This window comes from Caballeronia grimmiae, from assembly GCF_000698555.1.
Lineage (GTDB): Bacteria > Pseudomonadota > Gammaproteobacteria > Burkholderiales > Burkholderiaceae > Caballeronia > Caballeronia grimmiae.
The window spans coordinates 319,723-336,528 of sequence record NZ_JFHE01000001.1; the positions used below are offsets into that span (position 1 = coordinate 319,723).

Annotated in this window: 16 protein-coding genes; 2 read left to right on the plus strand and 14 right to left on the minus strand. The window is 63.6% G+C overall.

Annotation, left to right across the window (positions count from 1 at the left end):
• Positions 1–172 precede the first annotated feature (172 nt).
• Positions 173–1,054: an alpha/beta hydrolase gene (locus tag BG57_RS01565; RefSeq protein ID WP_035959670.1), complete on the plus strand. Its 882-nt coding sequence runs from the start codon at positions 173–175 to the stop codon at positions 1,052–1,054.
• On the opposite strand, the gene BG57_RS01570 is transcribed toward BG57_RS01565, so the two are convergent.
• A complete protein-coding gene (locus tag BG57_RS01570; protein WP_035959673.1) occupies positions 1,051–1,974 on the minus strand; it encodes a histone deacetylase family protein in 924 nt (307 codons plus the stop codon). The two genes, BG57_RS01565 and BG57_RS01570, sit on opposite strands and share 4 nt — an antisense overlap.
• Before the next feature lie 306 nt (positions 1,975–2,280).
• On the opposite strand from BG57_RS01570, the gene mltB reads away from it, so the two are divergent.
• Complete coding sequence (gene mltB / locus BG57_RS01575) at positions 2,281–3,435, plus strand: lytic murein transglycosylase B (RefSeq protein ID WP_035959674.1); 1,155 nt, start codon at positions 2,281–2,283, stop codon at positions 3,433–3,435.
• A gap of 41 nt (positions 3,436–3,476) precedes the next feature.
• Here mltB and cysM read toward each other — a convergent pair whose 3' ends face one another.
• From cysM to pheA, 13 genes are all read right to left on the minus strand, one after another.
• Complete coding sequence (gene cysM / locus BG57_RS01580; protein ID WP_035959675.1) at positions 3,477–4,379, minus strand: cysteine synthase CysM; 903 nt, start codon at positions 4,377–4,379, stop codon at positions 3,477–3,479.
• 248 nt (positions 4,380–4,627) lie between these two features.
• The gene (locus BG57_RS01585; RefSeq protein WP_035959676.1) at positions 4,628–4,996 is read right to left on the minus strand and encodes a ComEA family DNA-binding protein; all 369 of its coding nucleotides are present in this window, start codon (positions 4,994–4,996) and stop codon (positions 4,628–4,630) included.
• A 73-nt stretch (positions 4,997–5,069) separates the two neighbouring features.
• Complete coding sequence (rfaD, locus tag BG57_RS01590; RefSeq protein ID WP_035959677.1) at positions 5,070–6,062, minus strand: ADP-glyceromanno-heptose 6-epimerase; 993 nt, start codon at positions 6,060–6,062, stop codon at positions 5,070–5,072.
• 20 nt (positions 6,063–6,082) lie between these two features.
• On the minus strand, positions 6,083–7,060 hold the full coding sequence (gene rfaE1, locus BG57_RS01595; protein WP_075583075.1) for a D-glycero-beta-D-manno-heptose-7-phosphate kinase: 978 nt from the start codon (positions 7,058–7,060) through the stop codon (positions 6,083–6,085).
• The gene (locus BG57_RS01600; protein WP_035959678.1) at positions 7,026–8,429 is read right to left on the minus strand and encodes a UDP-glucose dehydrogenase family protein; all 1,404 of its coding nucleotides are present in this window, start codon (positions 8,427–8,429) and stop codon (positions 7,026–7,028) included. The genes rfaE1 and BG57_RS01600 overlap by 35 nt, the downstream gene beginning before the upstream one ends.
• Positions 8,430–8,499: 70 nt before the next feature.
• Positions 8,500–9,675 (minus strand): lipopolysaccharide assembly protein LapB, encoded by a 1,176-nt coding sequence (gene lapB, locus BG57_RS01605; RefSeq protein ID WP_035959680.1) that lies wholly within the window; start codon positions 9,673–9,675, stop codon positions 8,500–8,502.
• Positions 9,676–9,748: 73 nt separating this feature from the next.
• Complete coding sequence (locus BG57_RS01610) at positions 9,749–10,042, minus strand: LapA family protein (protein ID WP_035959681.1); 294 nt, start codon at positions 10,040–10,042, stop codon at positions 9,749–9,751.
• A 318-nt stretch (positions 10,043–10,360) separates the two neighbouring features.
• Entirely contained in the window at positions 10,361–10,690 is a 330-nt protein-coding gene (locus BG57_RS01615) for an integration host factor subunit beta (protein ID WP_035959682.1), read from the minus strand.
• 22 nt (positions 10,691–10,712) lie between these two features.
• Complete coding sequence (rpsA, locus tag BG57_RS01620; protein ID WP_174447177.1) at positions 10,713–12,446, minus strand: 30S ribosomal protein S1; 1,734 nt, start codon at positions 12,444–12,446, stop codon at positions 10,713–10,715.
• A 171-nt stretch (positions 12,447–12,617) separates the two neighbouring features.
• The gene (cmk, locus tag BG57_RS01625) at positions 12,618–13,298 is read right to left on the minus strand and encodes a (d)CMP kinase (RefSeq protein ID WP_035959683.1); all 681 of its coding nucleotides are present in this window, start codon (positions 13,296–13,298) and stop codon (positions 12,618–12,620) included.
• Between the two features lie 55 nt (positions 13,299–13,353).
• Positions 13,354–14,658 (minus strand): 3-phosphoshikimate 1-carboxyvinyltransferase, encoded by a 1,305-nt coding sequence (gene aroA / locus BG57_RS01630; protein ID WP_035959684.1) that lies wholly within the window; start codon positions 14,656–14,658, stop codon positions 13,354–13,356.
• A gap of 50 nt (positions 14,659–14,708) precedes the next feature.
• Positions 14,709–15,635 (minus strand): prephenate dehydrogenase, encoded by a 927-nt coding sequence (locus BG57_RS01635; RefSeq protein WP_035959686.1) that lies wholly within the window; start codon positions 15,633–15,635, stop codon positions 14,709–14,711.
• Positions 15,636–15,697: 62 nt separating this feature from the next.
• Complete coding sequence (gene pheA, locus BG57_RS01640; protein ID WP_035959687.1) at positions 15,698–16,780, minus strand: prephenate dehydratase; 1,083 nt, start codon at positions 16,778–16,780, stop codon at positions 15,698–15,700.
• Between the last annotated feature and the right edge of the window lie 26 nt (positions 16,781–16,806).

The following is a 16,806-nucleotide window of genomic DNA, read 5'->3' on the forward strand; positions in this document are numbered from 1 at the left end:
GCCGGTCATGAAAACACAAACGGCGGAAGGCTTCGCCGGGTGAACGCACCCGCGCAGCCGGCCGCCGCTGGTTTTCTGCTGTTTTATGAGAGAAGCGATTTTACAGGACGCACATCATTCTGTTTAATAATGAATTCCGATCGACTAATTACCGCTGGATATTTAAGCGCTCATGGCACGAAACGTCTATTCGACGAGCACCATCACTACGCGACAGGGCGTCGAACTGTTTCTGCACCGCTGGCAGCCGTCGCCGCCTATGGAGCCGCAGGCGCGCATTGCGTTGCTGCACGGACTGGGCGAGCATGCCGGACGCTATGACGCGCTCGCACAGACGTTGAATGCGGCCGGCATCGAAGTGATCGCGCTGGACTTGCGCGGCCACGGCAAGTCGTCGGGTGAGCGCGCGTATGTGCGCGTTTTCGACGACTATCTGAGCGATGCCGCCGTCCTGCTCGAAGCATGCGCCGCCACGCCTCCCGCCGATACGCCGCTTTTCCTCATGGGCCACAGCATGGGCGGGACCGTCGCCGCGTTGCATGCGGCCGAGCGGGCGGAAGAAGGAACGCTTGCGGGCATGATCCTGTCGAGCCCCGCGCTCCGGCCCGGCAAGGACATGCCGGGCTGGAAGGCGAAGCTGGCGCGAATCGTCGGCACGGTGTTGCCACGCTGGCGCGCGTTCCAAATCGATGCCGCGTTGCTATCGCGTGCGCCCGGCGTCGTGGAGGCTTATCGGCGCGACCCGCTCGTGCATCACGGACCCGTGACCGCGCGCACCGCTGCGCAGATTCTTGCAGCGATGGAACGCATTGCGGCGAAGCGCGCGAACATCACGGTGCCCTACTTGATCTTTCATGGCGGCGCCGACGCGATCTGCGATCCCGCGGGCAGCCGCGAATTCGAAGCCAGCGCCGGTTCGACCGACGCCACCCTCGCAATCTACGAAGGCAGCTATCACGAGACGCTCAACGATCTGGATCGCGACCGCGTGATTCGCGCACTGATCGACTGGACGCTCGTGCGCGCCGACTATGCGCGCAGCCGCTCGGCTTAAATTTCGGCCAGCGCCCGCAAGTGCGCGACGACGCTGCGCCCAAGCGCCGACAGGTTGTAACCGCCTTCGAGACAGCTGACGATGCGCCCTTGCGCGTGCCGCTTCGCCACGGCGCGAATCTGCTCGGTGATCCACGCGTAGTCGTCCTCGACGAGGCCCATGTTGCCCAGATCGTCTTCGCGATGCGCGTCGAAGCCGGCCGAGACGAACAGCATTTGCGGCTTGAATTCGTTCAGACGCGGCAGCCACATGAGATCGACGACTTCGCGCACGGCCATGCCCTTGGTGCGCGCCGGCAGCGGCACGTTCACCATGTTCGATGCGTGATTGTCCGCGCCACTGAACGGATAAAACGGATGCTGGAAGAAGCTGCACATCAGCACGCGCGGATCGCCGGTGAAGGCGGCCTCGGTGCCGTTGCCGTGATGCACATCGAAATCGATGACCGCGACGCGCTCCAGGCCATGCACTTCGAGCGCGTGACGCGCCGCGATGGCGACGTTGTTAAAGAGGCAAAAGCCCATCGCGCGGGCGGGCTCCGCGTGGTGCCCCGGCGGACGCACGCTGCAGAATGCGTTGTCGTATCGCCCTTCCATGACGGCGTCGGTAGCCGCGATGGCCGCGCCCGCAGCACGCAACGCCGCGCGGTAGGAAGCCGGACACATCGACGTATCGGGGTCCAGTTCGCTTCGTCCCTGCTCGGGCGTGCGGCTCTTGATGTAGTCGATATGCGCCTGCGTATGCACGCGCGCGAGGTCGGTTTCCTCGGCGAGCGGCGCTTCCTCGCGCTCGATCAGGGAATCGATCCGGCTCGCGATGAGCTGGTCTTCGATGGCCTGCAGCCGCGCCGGGCACTCGGGATGCCACTGGCCGTTGTCATGCTGGAGGCAGTCGGGATGGGTATAGAAGCCGGTGGCCATGATGTCTCGCAGTGCCGTTGTCGTCGGCTCTCGTCTCGTGTTTTTTCGTCATACGCGATTCCCGCGCCGCGTATTTGGCGTTAAGTTACCACACCGTTTCAAACGGCCGCCTTCCGGGCGGGCATCGGCCTTGCGCGCAAGGGGCGTCGGTTATACTGCCCCGACGCCTCGACAGGCAAGCATCGTCGATGGTTCGTCGCAGGACGTTGCGTCCGGTTGAGCATTCTTGCATCGGGAATAGCGACGCGTCGCTCCAAGCGCGCTCGAACATCCGGCATCGCCCCATATCGCCTCATCACGCACACTATGACTTTTCAGTTTGCCCCGCTCGACTCCACCTTCAGGCCGCTGACGCGCGCGTTCATCGCATCTCTTTTCTGCGCGATCGGCGTCATGTCCGGCAACAGTGCCGTCGCGCAATCGCAGCAGCCGCAGAGCACCGCGCAAGGGCAAGTGTTCGAAGAAGAGATCGTGCCGCAGCGTTATGCGAACAACGCGAATGTCGATGCTTTCATCAACGACATGGTCGCGCGTTACGACTTCGATGCCGCGAAGCTGCACGACCTGTTCAATCGCGTCAGCTATTCCGCGACAGCAGTGAAGCTCGTGCTGCCCTCGCCGACGCCATCGACGAAAAACTGGCGTGTGTACCAGTCGCGCTTCATCGAGCCGATTCGCATCGACGCGGGCGTGAAATTCTGGCGCGCGAATCAGGCGACGCTGCAGCGCGCGTCCGCGCAGTTCGGCGTGCCGCCCGAGGTGATCGTCGGGATCATCGGCGTGGAAACCATCTACGGGCGATACATGGGCAACTTCCGCGCGCTCGACGCGCTGACCACGCTCACGTTCGACTATCCGAATACGCCGAACCGGCTCGAACGTCAGGCGACGTTCCGCAAGAACCTGGAAGACCTGCTGGTGTGGACGCGCGATTCGCAGATCGATCCGACCACCGTGCTCGGTTCGTACACCGGCGCGATCGGCATTCCGCAGTTCCTGCCGAGCAGCATCGTGCAATACGCGGTCGATTTCGACGGCAACAGCCGCATCGATCTGCGCACGAGCCAGGCCGATGCGATCGGCAGCGTCGCGAATTATCTGAAGCAGAACGGCTGGGAACCGGGCCGTCCGGTCGTGTGGCGCATCGCGGGAGATGAAGGCAGCCAGGGCATCGCCCAAGCCGCCGCCGATGGACAGGCGGAGCCGCACTGGTCGCTCTCGCAACTGACGAAGGCCGGCATGCTGATGGCCGAGCCGGGGCTGAATGTTGCGGCCGAGGCGGCGACGCCGCTGACCGTCGTCGATCTGCCGACGCCCGGGCGCGCCACCGAGTACACGCTCGGACTGAAGAACTTCTATGTGCTCACGCGCTATAACCGCAGCTTCTTCTATGCGCTCGCCGTGTATCAGCTCGGCGAGGCGGTGAAGGCGCGCATGGCGGCCACGGGCGCCGACCAGTAAGCTCAAGTGCGACGCGCGGTTGGTCCGCGCGTCGTCATCGGTCAGGCAGGAAACACGCCCGTCGACAGATAGCGATCGCCGCGATCGCAAACGACGAACACGATGGTCGCGTTCTCGACCTGACGCGCGACACGCAGCGCCACTTCACACGCGCCGCCCGACGAAATACCGGCGAAGATGCCTTCGACCGATGCGAGCCGGCGGGCCATCGCTTCCGACGCGGCCTGACTCACGTTTTCCACACGATCGACGCGGCTGCGATCGAAAATCTTCGGCATATACGCTTCCGGCCATTTACGGATGCCCGGAATACGCGAGCCTTCTTCCGGCTGCGCCCCGACGATCTCGATCTTCTCGTTCTTCTCTTTCAGATACCGCGACACGCCCATGATCGTGCCCGTCGTGCCCATCGACGAGACGAAATGCGTGATGCGGCCTTCGGTCTGCTGCCAGAGTTCCGGGCCGGTGGTCTCGTAGTGCGCGAGCGGATTGTCCGGATTGGCGAACTGGTCGAGGATGATGCCCTTGCCGTCGCGTTGCATCTGGTCCGCGAGATCGCGGGCGTATTCCATGCCGCCCGTTACCGGCGTCAGAATGATCTGCGCGCCGTACGCGCCCATGCTCTGACGGCGCTCGATCGACAGATCCTCCGGCAGAATCAGCACCATCTTGTAGCCGCGCACAGCGGCGGCCATTGCGAGCGCGATGCCCGTGTTGCCGCTCGTCGCTTCGATCAGCGTGTCGCCCGGCTTGATGCGGCCGCGCTCTTCAGCTTTCCTGATCATCGACAAAGCTGGCCGGTCTTTCACGGAGCCCGCCGGGTTGTTGCCTTCGAGCTTGCCCAACACGACGTTGTTGCGGCTGCGGATTTCATCGTCCACGACGCGGACGAGTTGCACGAGCGGCGTGTTGCCGATCGTGTCTTCGATAGTCATGTAAGCCATAGCGAACCGGATGTCGAATCCCGCGGCGAATGCTTGGACCGCGTTCAGAGATTGTGATGAGGGAATGAAACGATTGTAGCCCACCGGTCTTTCCGATGCGTCGCGCCCCTCATGCGCCAATGGCTTCCTCGCTCACGCAAAAAACCCGCGGTGAGGCAAACCGCGGGGAGCCCAAAACATCCGAAGGCTGAAGGAGCGTGACCGATTCGGCATACCGGCGGCGAGGCTCCGCCGGCATGCCGCGCTGCTTACTTCTTCACGACGACAGGCTTCGAGCCCGCCGACGAAGCCACCGGCGTCGCGCTGACATGATTCGCGCCGCCCGCGCTTGCGGCAGCCGTCTTGGGCGCGTTGCCGATGCTCAGGCCCTCTGCCTCCAGACGCTGCACCGTCTTGCCGCCCATGCCCTTCACGCGCGAACTAAGATCGGCCGCGTCCTTGAACGGGCCGTGCGCCTGTCGCTCGTCGAGAATGGCTTTCGCCTTTGCCGGACCAATGCCCTTGATGCCGCGCAGCGCATCGGTATTGGCGGTGTTGACATCGACCGCCGCGAACGCCGAACCGATGGAAAGGGTCAGCGCCAGGGCGACGATCGTTGAGAGTGCTTGCTTGAACATACTGGTCTCCAGAAGAACCGGCCGGCGAACAGTGCCGACCGCGAGACCCAGTGTAGAGAGACTTGAAAGGCGTTTAAAGCTGGCCGAATAGCCAACGCACGTAGCGATCGACGCCTTCCTGAACCGTGAGGAACGGCGCGTCGTAGCCGGCAGCGCGCAGGCGCGTCTGGTCGGCTTGCGTGAAGCACTGGTACTTGCCGCGCAGGGCGTCGGGGAACGGAATGTACTCGATCAGCCCCCGCTGCACCAGCTCCGCGAGCGAGAGCGGCGCTTCGCCATTCATCGACCGCAGCGAGTTCACCACCGTCGACGCGATGTCGTTAAACGGCTGCGCGCGTCCCGTGCCGAGGTTGAAGATGCCCGACTTCTCCGGATGATCGAGGAAGTGCAGATTGACCTTCACCACGTCTTCGACGGACACGAAGTCGCGCGTCTGCTCGCCCGCGCCGTAGCCGTTGTACTCGCCGAAGAGCTTGACCTTGCCCTCGGAGCGGAACTGGTTGAAGTTGTGGAACGCGACCGACGCCATGCGCCCCTTGTGCGTCTCACGCGGGCCGTACACGTTGAAGTACCGGAAGCCGACAATCTGACTGCCCGCCTTCGGCAAGACCTGACGCACGACCTGGTCGAACAGGAACTTCGAGTAGCCGTAGACGTTGAGCGGCTTTTCGACTTCGCGCTCTTCGACAAAGCGGCTCGAACCGCCATAGGTCGCAGCCGACGACGCATACAGAAACTGCGCGCCCTGCTCGAGACAGATGTCCATCACGTCCCGGCTATAGCGGAAGTTGTTGTCCATCATGTAGCGGCCGTCGGTTTCCATCGTGTCCGAGCACGCGCCTTCATGGAACACTGCACGCACCCGGCCGAAATCGCCACGGCGAAAACGCTCGACGAATTCGGTCTTGTCGAGGTAATCGTCGATCTCGCAGTCGACCAGATTCTTGAACTTGTCCGCGCGCGTGAGATTGTCGACCGCAATCACGCGGTTTTCGCCGCGCTCGTTGAGCGCCTTGACGATGTTGCTGCCGATGAAGCCGGCCGCCCCGGTAACGATAAAGGTCATGGCGAAGTAATCAGGTAGGATCAGGCGAAGAGTTCGTTGTAATCGACGGTCGCCGTGCCGAGCTTGCCGACGACGATGCCCGCCGCGCGATTCGCATAGACGATGGAGTCGACGAGGGGCACGCCCGCGCCGAGCATCGTTGCAACCGTTGCAATGACGGTGTCGCCCGCGCCCGATACATCATACACTTCGCGCGCTTCGGCCGAATTGTGCAGCACTTCGTTCTCGGTGAAGAGCGTCATGCCTTCTTCCGAACGCGTCAGCAGCAGCGCGCTCAGGTCGAGGTCGGCGCGGAGTTTCGTCACGCGCTCGTGCAGGTCTTCTTCGGACTTCCACTGGCCGATCACTTCGCGCAGCTCCGCGCGATTCGGCGTGATCAGCGTTGCGCCGCGATAGCGTTCCCAGTCGTCGCCCTTTGGATCGACGAGCACGGGTTTGCCGGCGGCGCGCGCGTCGCTGATCATTTGCGTGACGTGCGTGAGGCCGCCCTTCGCGTAATCGGACATCAGGATGACGTCGTGCTGCGGCAGCAGTTCGGTGAAGCGTGCGAGGCATGCACGCAGCACTTCGTGATTCGGCGTGTTCTCGAAGTCGACGCGCAGCAGTTGTTGCTGGCGCGACAACACGCGCAGCTTGATGGTCGTGAGCAGTTCGGCATCGCGGGCGAGGTGGCCCGTCACCCGGCTTTCGCCGAGCAATTCGACGATGCGCTCGCCGGGTTCGTCATGCCCCACGACGCAGAGCAGGCCCGCCTGCGCGCCGAGCGCCGCCGCGTTGCGTGCGACGTTCGCCGCGCCGCCCAAGCGATCTTCCTTCTTCTGCACATGCACGACCGGCACGGGCGCTTCCGGCGATATGCGGTTCACATCGCCGAACCAGTACCGGTCGAGCATGACATCGCCGACCACCAGCACGCGCGCCGCCGAAATGCGGGCGCGCGACACCACAGGGATATTTGCCGGCTTACTGCCGGCTGCCATTGCCGTCGAGTTCGACATGGGGACGTCCTATTGCAAAATAATCAATGCCTAGTTCAGCCATCGTTTCCGGTTCATACAGATTGCGGCCATCGAAGATGACCGGCATCTTCAGCTCGCTCTTCAAATGCCCGAAGTCGGGGCTCTTGAATTCCTTCCATTCCGTCACGATGACGAGCGCATCCGAGCCCGTCAACGCTTCCTGCTGCGTGTTCACGAAATGCAGACGGTCCATGTCGCTCTTGCGATCGGCCAGATCGAGTGCGAACACGCGCTGCGCTTCCTGCATCGCTACCGGATCATACGCGCGCACGGTCGCGCCGCGTTCGAGCAGCGACGCAATAAGACGACGGCTCGACGCCTCGCGCATGTCGTCCGTGTTCGGCTTGAATGCGAGTCCCCACACGGCGAACGTGCGGCCACGCAGGTCTTCGCCCATGCGCTTGACGATCTTGTTGACGAGCACTTCCTTCTGCGCGTCGTTGACCTCTTCCACGGCTTCCAGGATCCGCAGCCGATGCCCGTTCTCGCGCGCCGTCTGCACGAGCGCCTGCACGTCCTTCGGGAAACAGGAGCCGCCGTAACCGCAGCCCGCATACAGGAAGTGATAGCCGATGCGCGGGTCCGAGCCAATACCGCGCCGCACCGATTCGATATCGGCGTTGACGACATCGGCGAGATTCGAGAGATCGTTCATGAACGAGATGCGCGTCGCGAGCATCGCGTTGGCCGCGTATTTCGTGAACTCGGCGGAGCGCACATCCATGTACAGCGTGCGTTCGTGATTGCGGTTGAACGGCGCGTAGAGGCGCTTCATCATTTCGCGCGCGCGATTGCCGGCCTGATCGTCGTCGATGCCGATCACGATGCGGTCCGGACGCATGAAGTCGTCCACCGCCGCGCCTTCCTTCAGGAACTCGGGGTTCGAAACGACGGAGAAGCCGTGCTTGTCCGCGCCTTCGAGCCCGCGCGCCTTCAGCTCTTCGTCGACGACGCGCTTCACTTGCAGCGCCGTGCCGACCGGCACCGTCGACTTATCGACGATCACCTTGAAGCCGTTCGAATAGCGTCCGATGTTGCGCGCCGCCGCGAGCACGTACTGCAGGTCTGCGGAGCCGTCTTCGTCGGGCGGGGTGCCGACCGCGATGAATTGAATGTCGCCGTGCTCCACGCTCGCCTTGACGTCGGTGGAGAACTGGATGCGCCCTGCCGCGCGGCAGCGCCGGAGCATTTCCTGCAGGCCGGGCTCGTGAATCGGTACGCCGCCACTATTCAGGATATCGATCTTGCGCGCATCGACGTCGACACAAAATACGTCATTGCCGATTTCAGCGAGACATGCGCCGGTCACCAGACCGACATAACCCGTACCCACGATAGTAACTTTCATAACGCTCCGTTGGTTTCAAAGGTGCCGGCCGTGGCGGGCGTTCGAATGAACACGCCCGCCGTGCTGCAATTCAGGCCGAGCTCGTGATGGGTTCGACGCGTCGCGGCGCGTAAGTTTCCCAGCCGCTGCATCCGGGGCATTGCCAATAAAAAAGACGGGCGCGGAATCCACACGTTTGGCACGTGTACCGCGGCAGATTCTTGGTGCGCTGCTTGACGAGCGTGCGCATGAGTTCCAGTTCGCCGCGGCGCGGCTCCTCGGCGGTCGCTTCCTGCGCTTCGAGCAGTCGCGTCATGCCGGCGAGATTCGGCGCGATCTGCATCTGCTTGCGTGCGAGCGCGTGCGCTGCATCGAGACCGCGCAGTTCCTGAACATGCTTGTACGCGACATCGAGCAGGTCGTTCGACGGATAGCGGCTTGCGTAATCGGTCAGCAGATCGACGCCCTCGTCCTTGCGCCCGAGCGCCGCGTACGCCTTCATCAGCTTCTCGGCGACGAGCGGCAGATACGCCTCGTTCTGCGCTTCCACGCGCTTCCACACGGCAATCGCAGCTTCGACGTTGCCGGCGGCGGCTTCGACATCGCCCGCGAGGATCGTCGCGCGCACGTTGTCCGGGTTCGATGCCAGCGCGAGCTTCAGTTCGGCGCGTGCTTCGTCGAGATTCTTGCGTTGCAACGCTTCCTGCGCGAGTTCGCAATGAAAGTGCGCAATTTCCATGTGCAGCGACGGCGCGCCCATCTTCTCGATGCGTTCCGCCGTCACGATCGACTTCGGCCAGTCCTTCTCGATCTCGTAGATGGTCAGCAGCGCGCGCTGTGCGCCAAGCGAGTATTCGCCTGCTTCCAGCGAGCGGAAGGTTTCTTCGGCGCGGTCAAGCAGGCCGGCTTTCAGGAAGTCCTGACCCAGTTCATACAGCGCGTGATCGCGTTCGGCGACGGGCAAATCCGCCCGGCTCAACAGATTCTGATGCACGCGGATCGCGCGATCCGTTTCCCCGCGCCGGCGAAACAGGTTGCCGAGCGCGAAGTGCAATTCGATGGTTTCGGGGTCCAGTTTGGCGACTTCGACGAACGCGTCGATCGCCTTGTCGTGTTGCTCGTTGAGCAGGAAGTTTAAGCCGCGAAAATAGGAGCGTGGCAGATTCGCATTCTCGGACAGCAGCGTTTTGAGATCGTAGCGCGACGCCATCCATCCGAGCGCGAAGGCTACGGGAATCACGAGCAGCCACCAGAAGTCTAGATCCATGCGAATGTGTGGTTGAGTCGGTTAGGTGTCTGCTGTTGCGGGGTCCCGCCACGTATCGCAGCGACGGGTGCGCTCAAATGAGCGGCGGCATCGGCGGTTCTTCCTTGACGACCGGCGTTTCGCGCGCAACGCGCAGTTCCCGCTTCAGACGCCCGTTCTCCATCCGCACGCGCAGCATCGCCGGAACGGCCGACACCAGCCCGGCCAGCAGGCCGACGACGAAGAAAGCCAGACCGATGAGAATCAGCGGCGCGTCCCAGGCGTAGCCTGCAAGGAAATTCAGCGTGGCCGTCTGGGTATTGGCGAGCGCCAGCACGAGCAGCAGCACGAAGACCAGAACGCGGATCAGCCAGACGATGAATTTCATGTACGGTCTCGCAAAAGCGGTCGCATCCCGCAGCCTTCCCGTCGTGGTCGGCCTACGTGATTACCCGAGTCAAAGTGACCGGTATTGTAATGGATGCATCTGGCCGGGGACACCGAAGCACGGGCAAGGCTTTAGTAGGAATGTAAGCATCTGTGTGCGCTACCGAACGTCCGGACAGTGTCACAGACGCGCTCGCCTGCTCGAGACGTAAAAAAAGCACCCCGAGGGGTGCTTTTCTGGTCGATTGCCTCATGGCCGGACGTCGCGACGACCGGTCTGCCCGCATGGCGGGAGCCGGCCGGCGCCGATGCGCGCCGATCAGAGATCGTCCGCATCGTCGTCATTCGACGCCTTCAGCGGCTCGCCCGCGCGGCCATCGACGCGTTCGCGCAATTCTTTGCCCGGCTTGAAGTGCGGCACGAATTTCTCCGGCACCAGCACTTTTTCACCCGACTTGGGATTGCGCCCGACGCGCGACGGACGACGGTTGAGCCCGAAGCTGCCGAAGCCGCGAATCTCAATGCGATGACCGTTGGCAAGCGCCTCGGACATCGCATCGAGCATCGTCTTCACTGCGAAATCCGCGTCCTTGAGGACAAGTTGCGGAAATCGCAGCGCCAACTGGGCGACCAATTCACTTTTGGTCATACTGCAGCAATGCCTTTAAGGCTTAGCTGTTCTGGCCGTCGAGCTTGGCCTTGAGCAGCGCGCCGAGGTTGGTCGTGCCGGTCGCGGCGGCGTTCGAATCCGAAGACTGCAGGCCGCGCATGGCTTCCTGCTGCTCCGCCGAATCCTTCGCCTTGATCGACAGGTTGATGCCGCGCGACTTGCGATCGATGTTGATGATCATCGCGTTGACCTTGTCGCCTTCCTTCAGCACGTTGCGCGCATCTTCCACGCGGTCCTGTGCGATTTCCGAAGCGCGCAGGTAGCCTTCGATTTCGCCGGACAGGGTAACAACCGCACCCTTCGGATCGACCGACTTCACGACGCCGTCAACGATAGCGCCCTTGTCGTTGATCGCGACGAAGTTGCTGAACGGATCGCCTTCGAGCTGCTTGATGCCGAGCGAGATGCGTTCCTTCTCGACGTCGATGCCCAGAACCACGGCTTCGACTTCGTCGCCCTTCTTGTACTTGCGCACGGCTTCTTCGCCGGTTTCCGACCACGACAGGTCCGACAGGTGAACCAGACCGTCGATGCCGCCAGGCAGACCGATGAACACGCCGAAGTCGGTGATCGACTTGATGGCGCCGCTGATCTTGTCGCCCTTCTTGAAGTTGCGGCTGAAGTCATCCCACGGATTCGGCTTGCACTGCTTCATGCCGAGGGAGATACGGCGGCGGTCTTCGTCGATTTCGAGAACCATGACTTCGACTTCGTCACCGAGCTGAACGACCTTCGACGGCGCAACGTTCTTGTTGGTCCAGTCCATTTCCGAAACGTGGACAAGGCCTTCGATGCCCGATTCCACTTCGACGAATGCGCCGTAGTCGGTGATGTTCGTGACCTTGCCGAACAGGCGCGTGCCCGACGGGTAACGGCGCGAAATGCCTTCCCACGGATCGTCGCCCAGTTGCTTGATGCCGAGCGAAACGCGGTTCTTTTCTTGGTCGAACTTGAGGATCTTGGCCGTGACTTCCTGGCCGACCGACAGCACTTCCGACGGGTGACGCACGCGACGCCATGCGATGTCGGTGATGTGCAGCAGGCCGTCGATGCCGCCGAGGTCCACGAACGCGCCGTAGTCGGTGATGTTCTTGACCACGCCTTCGACGATCGCGCCTTCCTTCAGCGTTTCGAGCAGCTTTGCGCGCTCTTCGCCTTGGGTAGCTTCGATCACGGCACGGCGCGACAGCACGACGTTGTTACGCTTGCGGTCCAGCTTGATGACGCGGAATTCGAGCGTCTTGCCTTCGTACGGCGTCGTGTCCTTGACCGGACGCGTGTCGACGAGCGAACCCGGCAGGAACGCGCGGATGCCGTTGACCATCACGGTCATGCCGCCCTTCACCTTGCCGGTGATGGTGCCGGTGACAAGTTCGTTGTTGTCCAGCGCCTTTTCCAGCGACAGCCACGAAGCGAGGCGCTTCGCCTTGTCGCGCGACAGGATGGTGTCGCCATAGCCGTTTTCCAGCGCGTCGATCGCGACGGAAACGAAGTCGCCCGCCTGCACTTCCACTTCACCCGCGTCGTTCAGGAATTCTTCGAGCGGAATATAGGCTTCGGACTTGAGACCAGCGTTGACGACCACGAAGTTGTGGTCGACACGCACGACTTCGGCGGAGATCACTTCGCCGGCGCGCATGTCCTGCTTGGTCAGCGACTCTTCGAACAGAGCCGCGAAAGATTCGGTATTCGGGGTGGAGGTTTGCAGGTCGGACATAAAAATCGGAATTTGCACAGCCTTGGCGCGGTGGTCCTGAATGGCCCGGAAAAGCCGGACACTAGACCGGTAAGTGCGCGAAGCCGCACGGGGTTAAGGGGTTAACACACGCTCCGCCTCACGGCGAAACACCTTGCTATCCGGCAGCCGTTGCTCGCCACCGGTTACTGCTGATTCGTTACGACACCATCAGACGCGAATTTCGCTGTACCAGCCGATGATCTGCTCGACCGCCTGGTCGATGGAGAGACTCGACGTATCCAGCGTCTTCGCGTCCGCTGCGGGCTTGAGCGGCGCGGCCGCACGGTTGGTGTCCCGGGCGTCGCGTTCGCGCAAATCGCGCAGCAAGTCATCTATATTAGCAGAAAAGCCTTTTTGCATCAATTGCTTATAGCGCCTGGCCGCGCGTGCCTCGACGCTCGCGGTAAGAAAGACCTTAAGCGTGCCGTCCGGGAAGATCACGGTGCCCATGTCGCGGCCGTCCGCGACGAGGCCGGGACGCTTGCGGAAGGCCCGCTGGCGCGAGACGAGCGCCTGCCGCACTTCGGGATGAACCGCGATCGCGGACGCGCGATTGCCGACCGCTTCCGCCCGGATTTCGCTCGATACGTCGACGCCGTCGAGCTGTGCGCAGCCCTCGCGGAAGGTGATGTGCAGGTCGTCGACCAGTTTTGCAAGCGCGGCTGCGTCGCCCTGGTGAATGCCATAACGGATGCTCGCCAGCGCCGCGAGCCGGTAAAGCGCGCCGCTGTCGAGCAGGTGGAAGCCGAGCGTGGCCGCGACGAGCGCCGCGACGGTGCCTTTGCCCGACGCCGTCGGCCCGTCGATGGTGATAACTGGAGTGGGGTCGAATGGGCGAGTCGGTTTCATTGCGTGTGGCCGTTGCGGCCGGTCGTTGCGGAGTGAGTCGAATGCATTGCGCGGCTCACGTCCGGATGAGCGTCGCGAAACGGTCGAAATAGTCGGGGAAGGTCTTGTTGACGCACTTCGGATCGTTGATCCGCACCGGCACGCCGCCGAGGCTGACCAGCGAGAAGCACATCGCCATGCGGTGATCGTCGTAGGTGTCGATTGCGGCGTTCGGCGTGAGCCGTGCGGGCGGCGTGACGACGAGGTAATCCGCGCCCTCTTCGACCGTCGCGCCGACCTTGCGCAACTCCGTCGCCATCGCGGCGATGCGGTCCGTTTCCTTTACGCGCCAGCTTGCGATGTTGCGCAGCGTCGTCGTGCCGCTCGCAAACAGCGCGGCCACCGCGATGGTCATCGCTGCATCGGGGATCAGGTTGAAGTCCATGTCGATGGGCGCGAGCTTGCCGTCTTCCGATTCGACGCCGCGCACTTCGATCCAGTCGTCGCCCATCATCACGTTCGCGCCCATGCGATTGAGCGCATCCGCGAACCCGACGTCGCCCTGAATGCTGGACCGTCCGACGCCTTCGACGCGCACCGGCCCGTGCCCGATCGCGCCAGCCGCCAGAAAGTACGACGCCGACGACGCATCGCCCTCGACCATGATCGCGCCCGGCGACCGGTAGCCCGCGCCGGCCGGCACGGTGAAGCGCGCCCAGCCGTCGCGTTCGACCGCCACGCCGAAGCGTTCCATCAGCCGGATCGTGATGTCGATGTACGGCTTCGAAATCACTTCGCCTTCCACTTCGATGGTGACCGGCCCGCTGCGGCCTTCGATCACGGGCAGGCTCATCAGGAGCGCGGTGAGGAACTGGCTCGATACGTCGCCGCGCACGCGGATCGGCTTGTCGACGGCAATCTTCGACGCGTGAATCTTGAGCGGCGGAAAGCCGTCGTTCTGCTCGTAGTCGATCGACGCGCCGATCTGACGCAAGCCGTCGACGAGATCGCCGATGGGCCGCTCGTGCATGCGCGGCACGCCGTGCACGCGATATTCGCCGCCGTTAACCGCCAACGCCGCCGTGAGCGGGCGCACCGCCGTGCCCGCGTTGCCGAGAAACAGCTCCGCCGACTTCGACGGGAACGCGCCGCCCGTGCCGGTCACGATGACGCGGTCGCCATCGCGCTTCAGCACGACGCCGAGCGCCTCCAGCGCGGCGAGCATCACGCGCGTGTCGTCCGAATCGAGCAGATTGGTGATCGTGGTGTCGTCCGCCGACAGTGCCGCCAGCAGCAGCACGCGGTTCGAAATGCTCTTCGAGCCGGGCAGCCGCACCGTGCCGGACGCGCGAGCGAAAGGTCCGAGATCGAGATGTTCCATGGTGTGTCCTGGGTGTGCCGCTATGTCGTTGCTGTGTGATTGCTGTGTGATTACTTTGCCGCGGGATCGCCGGGAATCCGCGTGCCGCCGCGTTCCTGCCATTCCTGTCGCGCGACGCGCGAGCGCGCAAACGCCGCTTCGAGCGCGGCGCCATCCGATGCGTCGATGGCCGCGCGGAAACGCGCAAGGACATCGGTATAGGCATCCAGTTCGGCGAGCAGTGCGGTGCGGTTGGCGATGCAGACGTCGCGCCACATTTCGGGGCTGGACGCCGCGATACGCGTGAAATCGCGGAAGCCGCCCGCCGCGAACGAGAACTTCAACTGCGCGTCCGGCGCTTCGAGAATCTGCTCGACGAGCGCAAACGACAGCACATGCGGCAGATGGCTCACCGATGCGAACACGCGATCGTGCTGGGACTCGCTCATCCGGTGCACGGCGGCGCCGGTCGCGCGCCACATCGCCGCAATCCGTTCGACCGCTTCCGGCGCGTTCTCATCGAGCGGACAAAGCACGACATTGCGATCGACGTATAGCTCGGGCAGCGCGGCATCGACACCGCTCGACTCGCGTCCGGCGATCGGATGGCCCGGCACGAATTGCGCGACGCGTGCGCCGAGCGCCGAGCGCGCCGCGGCGACGACATCGCTTTTCGTGCTGCCGGCGTCCGTCACGATGGTCCGCGCGTCGAGAAACGGCGCGATGCGCGCGAGCAGCGGCTCCGTCTGCGCGACAGGCGCGGCAAGCAAGACGACGTCTGCGCCTTCGAGGGCGCGTGCGAGCGCGGCGGCGTCGTCGCAGGCGGCGGCTACATCGATTACGCCCAGTTCGAGCGCGCGCGCGACGGACTGCGCCGAGCGCCCGACGCCGACGATGCGCCCGTGAAGCCCCGCCCGTTCACGCAGCGCGCGCGCGAGCGAGCCGCCGATCAGGCCGACACCGAAGATAACCAGTTTGTTGAAAGCGAACTCGGTCACGGAACACCGGAGAAAACGCGTCGCGGGGACGCGGGACAATCGGACGGCGGAAAGCGCGGATTTTACCGGGCGCGCGGATAGGACCCGAGAATCTTCAGGAACGCAGCCTTGCGTCCGAGTTCATCGAGCGCGGCGGCCACGGCGGTATCGTCGCGATGGCCTTCGACATCGATATAGAAGTAATACTCCCACGTGCCGATGCGGGCGGGCCGCGACTCGAAGCGCGTCATCGAGACGCCGTGCTTCGCGAGCGGTTCGAGCAGCTTGAACACGGCGCCCGGCTCGTTCGCCACCGACACGATGAGCGAAGTCTGATCGTGACCGCTCGAATCGGTCGGCTGCTTGCCGATGATGACGAAGCGCGTGCGATTGTGCGGATCGTCCTGGATCATCGGAGCGACGACGCCGAGCCCGTAATGCGTGGCCGCGCGATCGCCGGCGATGGCCGCGACGGTCGGATCATTCACCGCGATGCGCGCCGCTTCCGCGTTGCTCGACACGGCTTGCCGCTCGAGACGCGGTGCGTTCGTCGACAGCCAGCGCTGGCACTGCGCGATCGCCTGCGGATGCGCGCAGACGCGCGTCACGCCGTCGAGCGTGCCGGACGCGGTCAGCAGGTTGTGATGGATCGGCAAGGCGAGTTCGCCGCCGATCATCAATTGCGTTTGCAGCAACAAGTCAAGCGTGCGCGACACCGCGCCTTCCGCCGAATTCTCGACCGGCACCACGCCGTACTGCGCCGCGCCCGCTTCGACCGCGCGAAACACTTCGTCGATCGACGGACACGCCAAGCCTTCGATCGAATGACCGAAGTACTCGAACATCGCCTGTTCGCTATAGGTGCCGACCGGTCCGAGGAAGGCGGCGCGGATGGTCTGCTCGAGCGAGCGGCTCGCCGCCATGATCTCGCGCCAGATGGCGCTGATGTGCTCGGCCGCGAGCGGGCCGTCGCTCATCTCCTGAAGCCGCGCGATCACTTGCATCTCGCGCTCGGGACGAAACACCGGCGCGTTGAAATGCTTCTTCACCTCGCCGACTTCGAGCGCCACCGAAGCGCGCTGATTCAGCAAAGCGATGAGTTGCGCGTCGAGCGCGTCGATGCGCTCGCGCAGTGGCTTGAGTCTTGTATTGAGGTCGTCGTCCATGCGGTGCTGTGATGTCCGGATGCGGG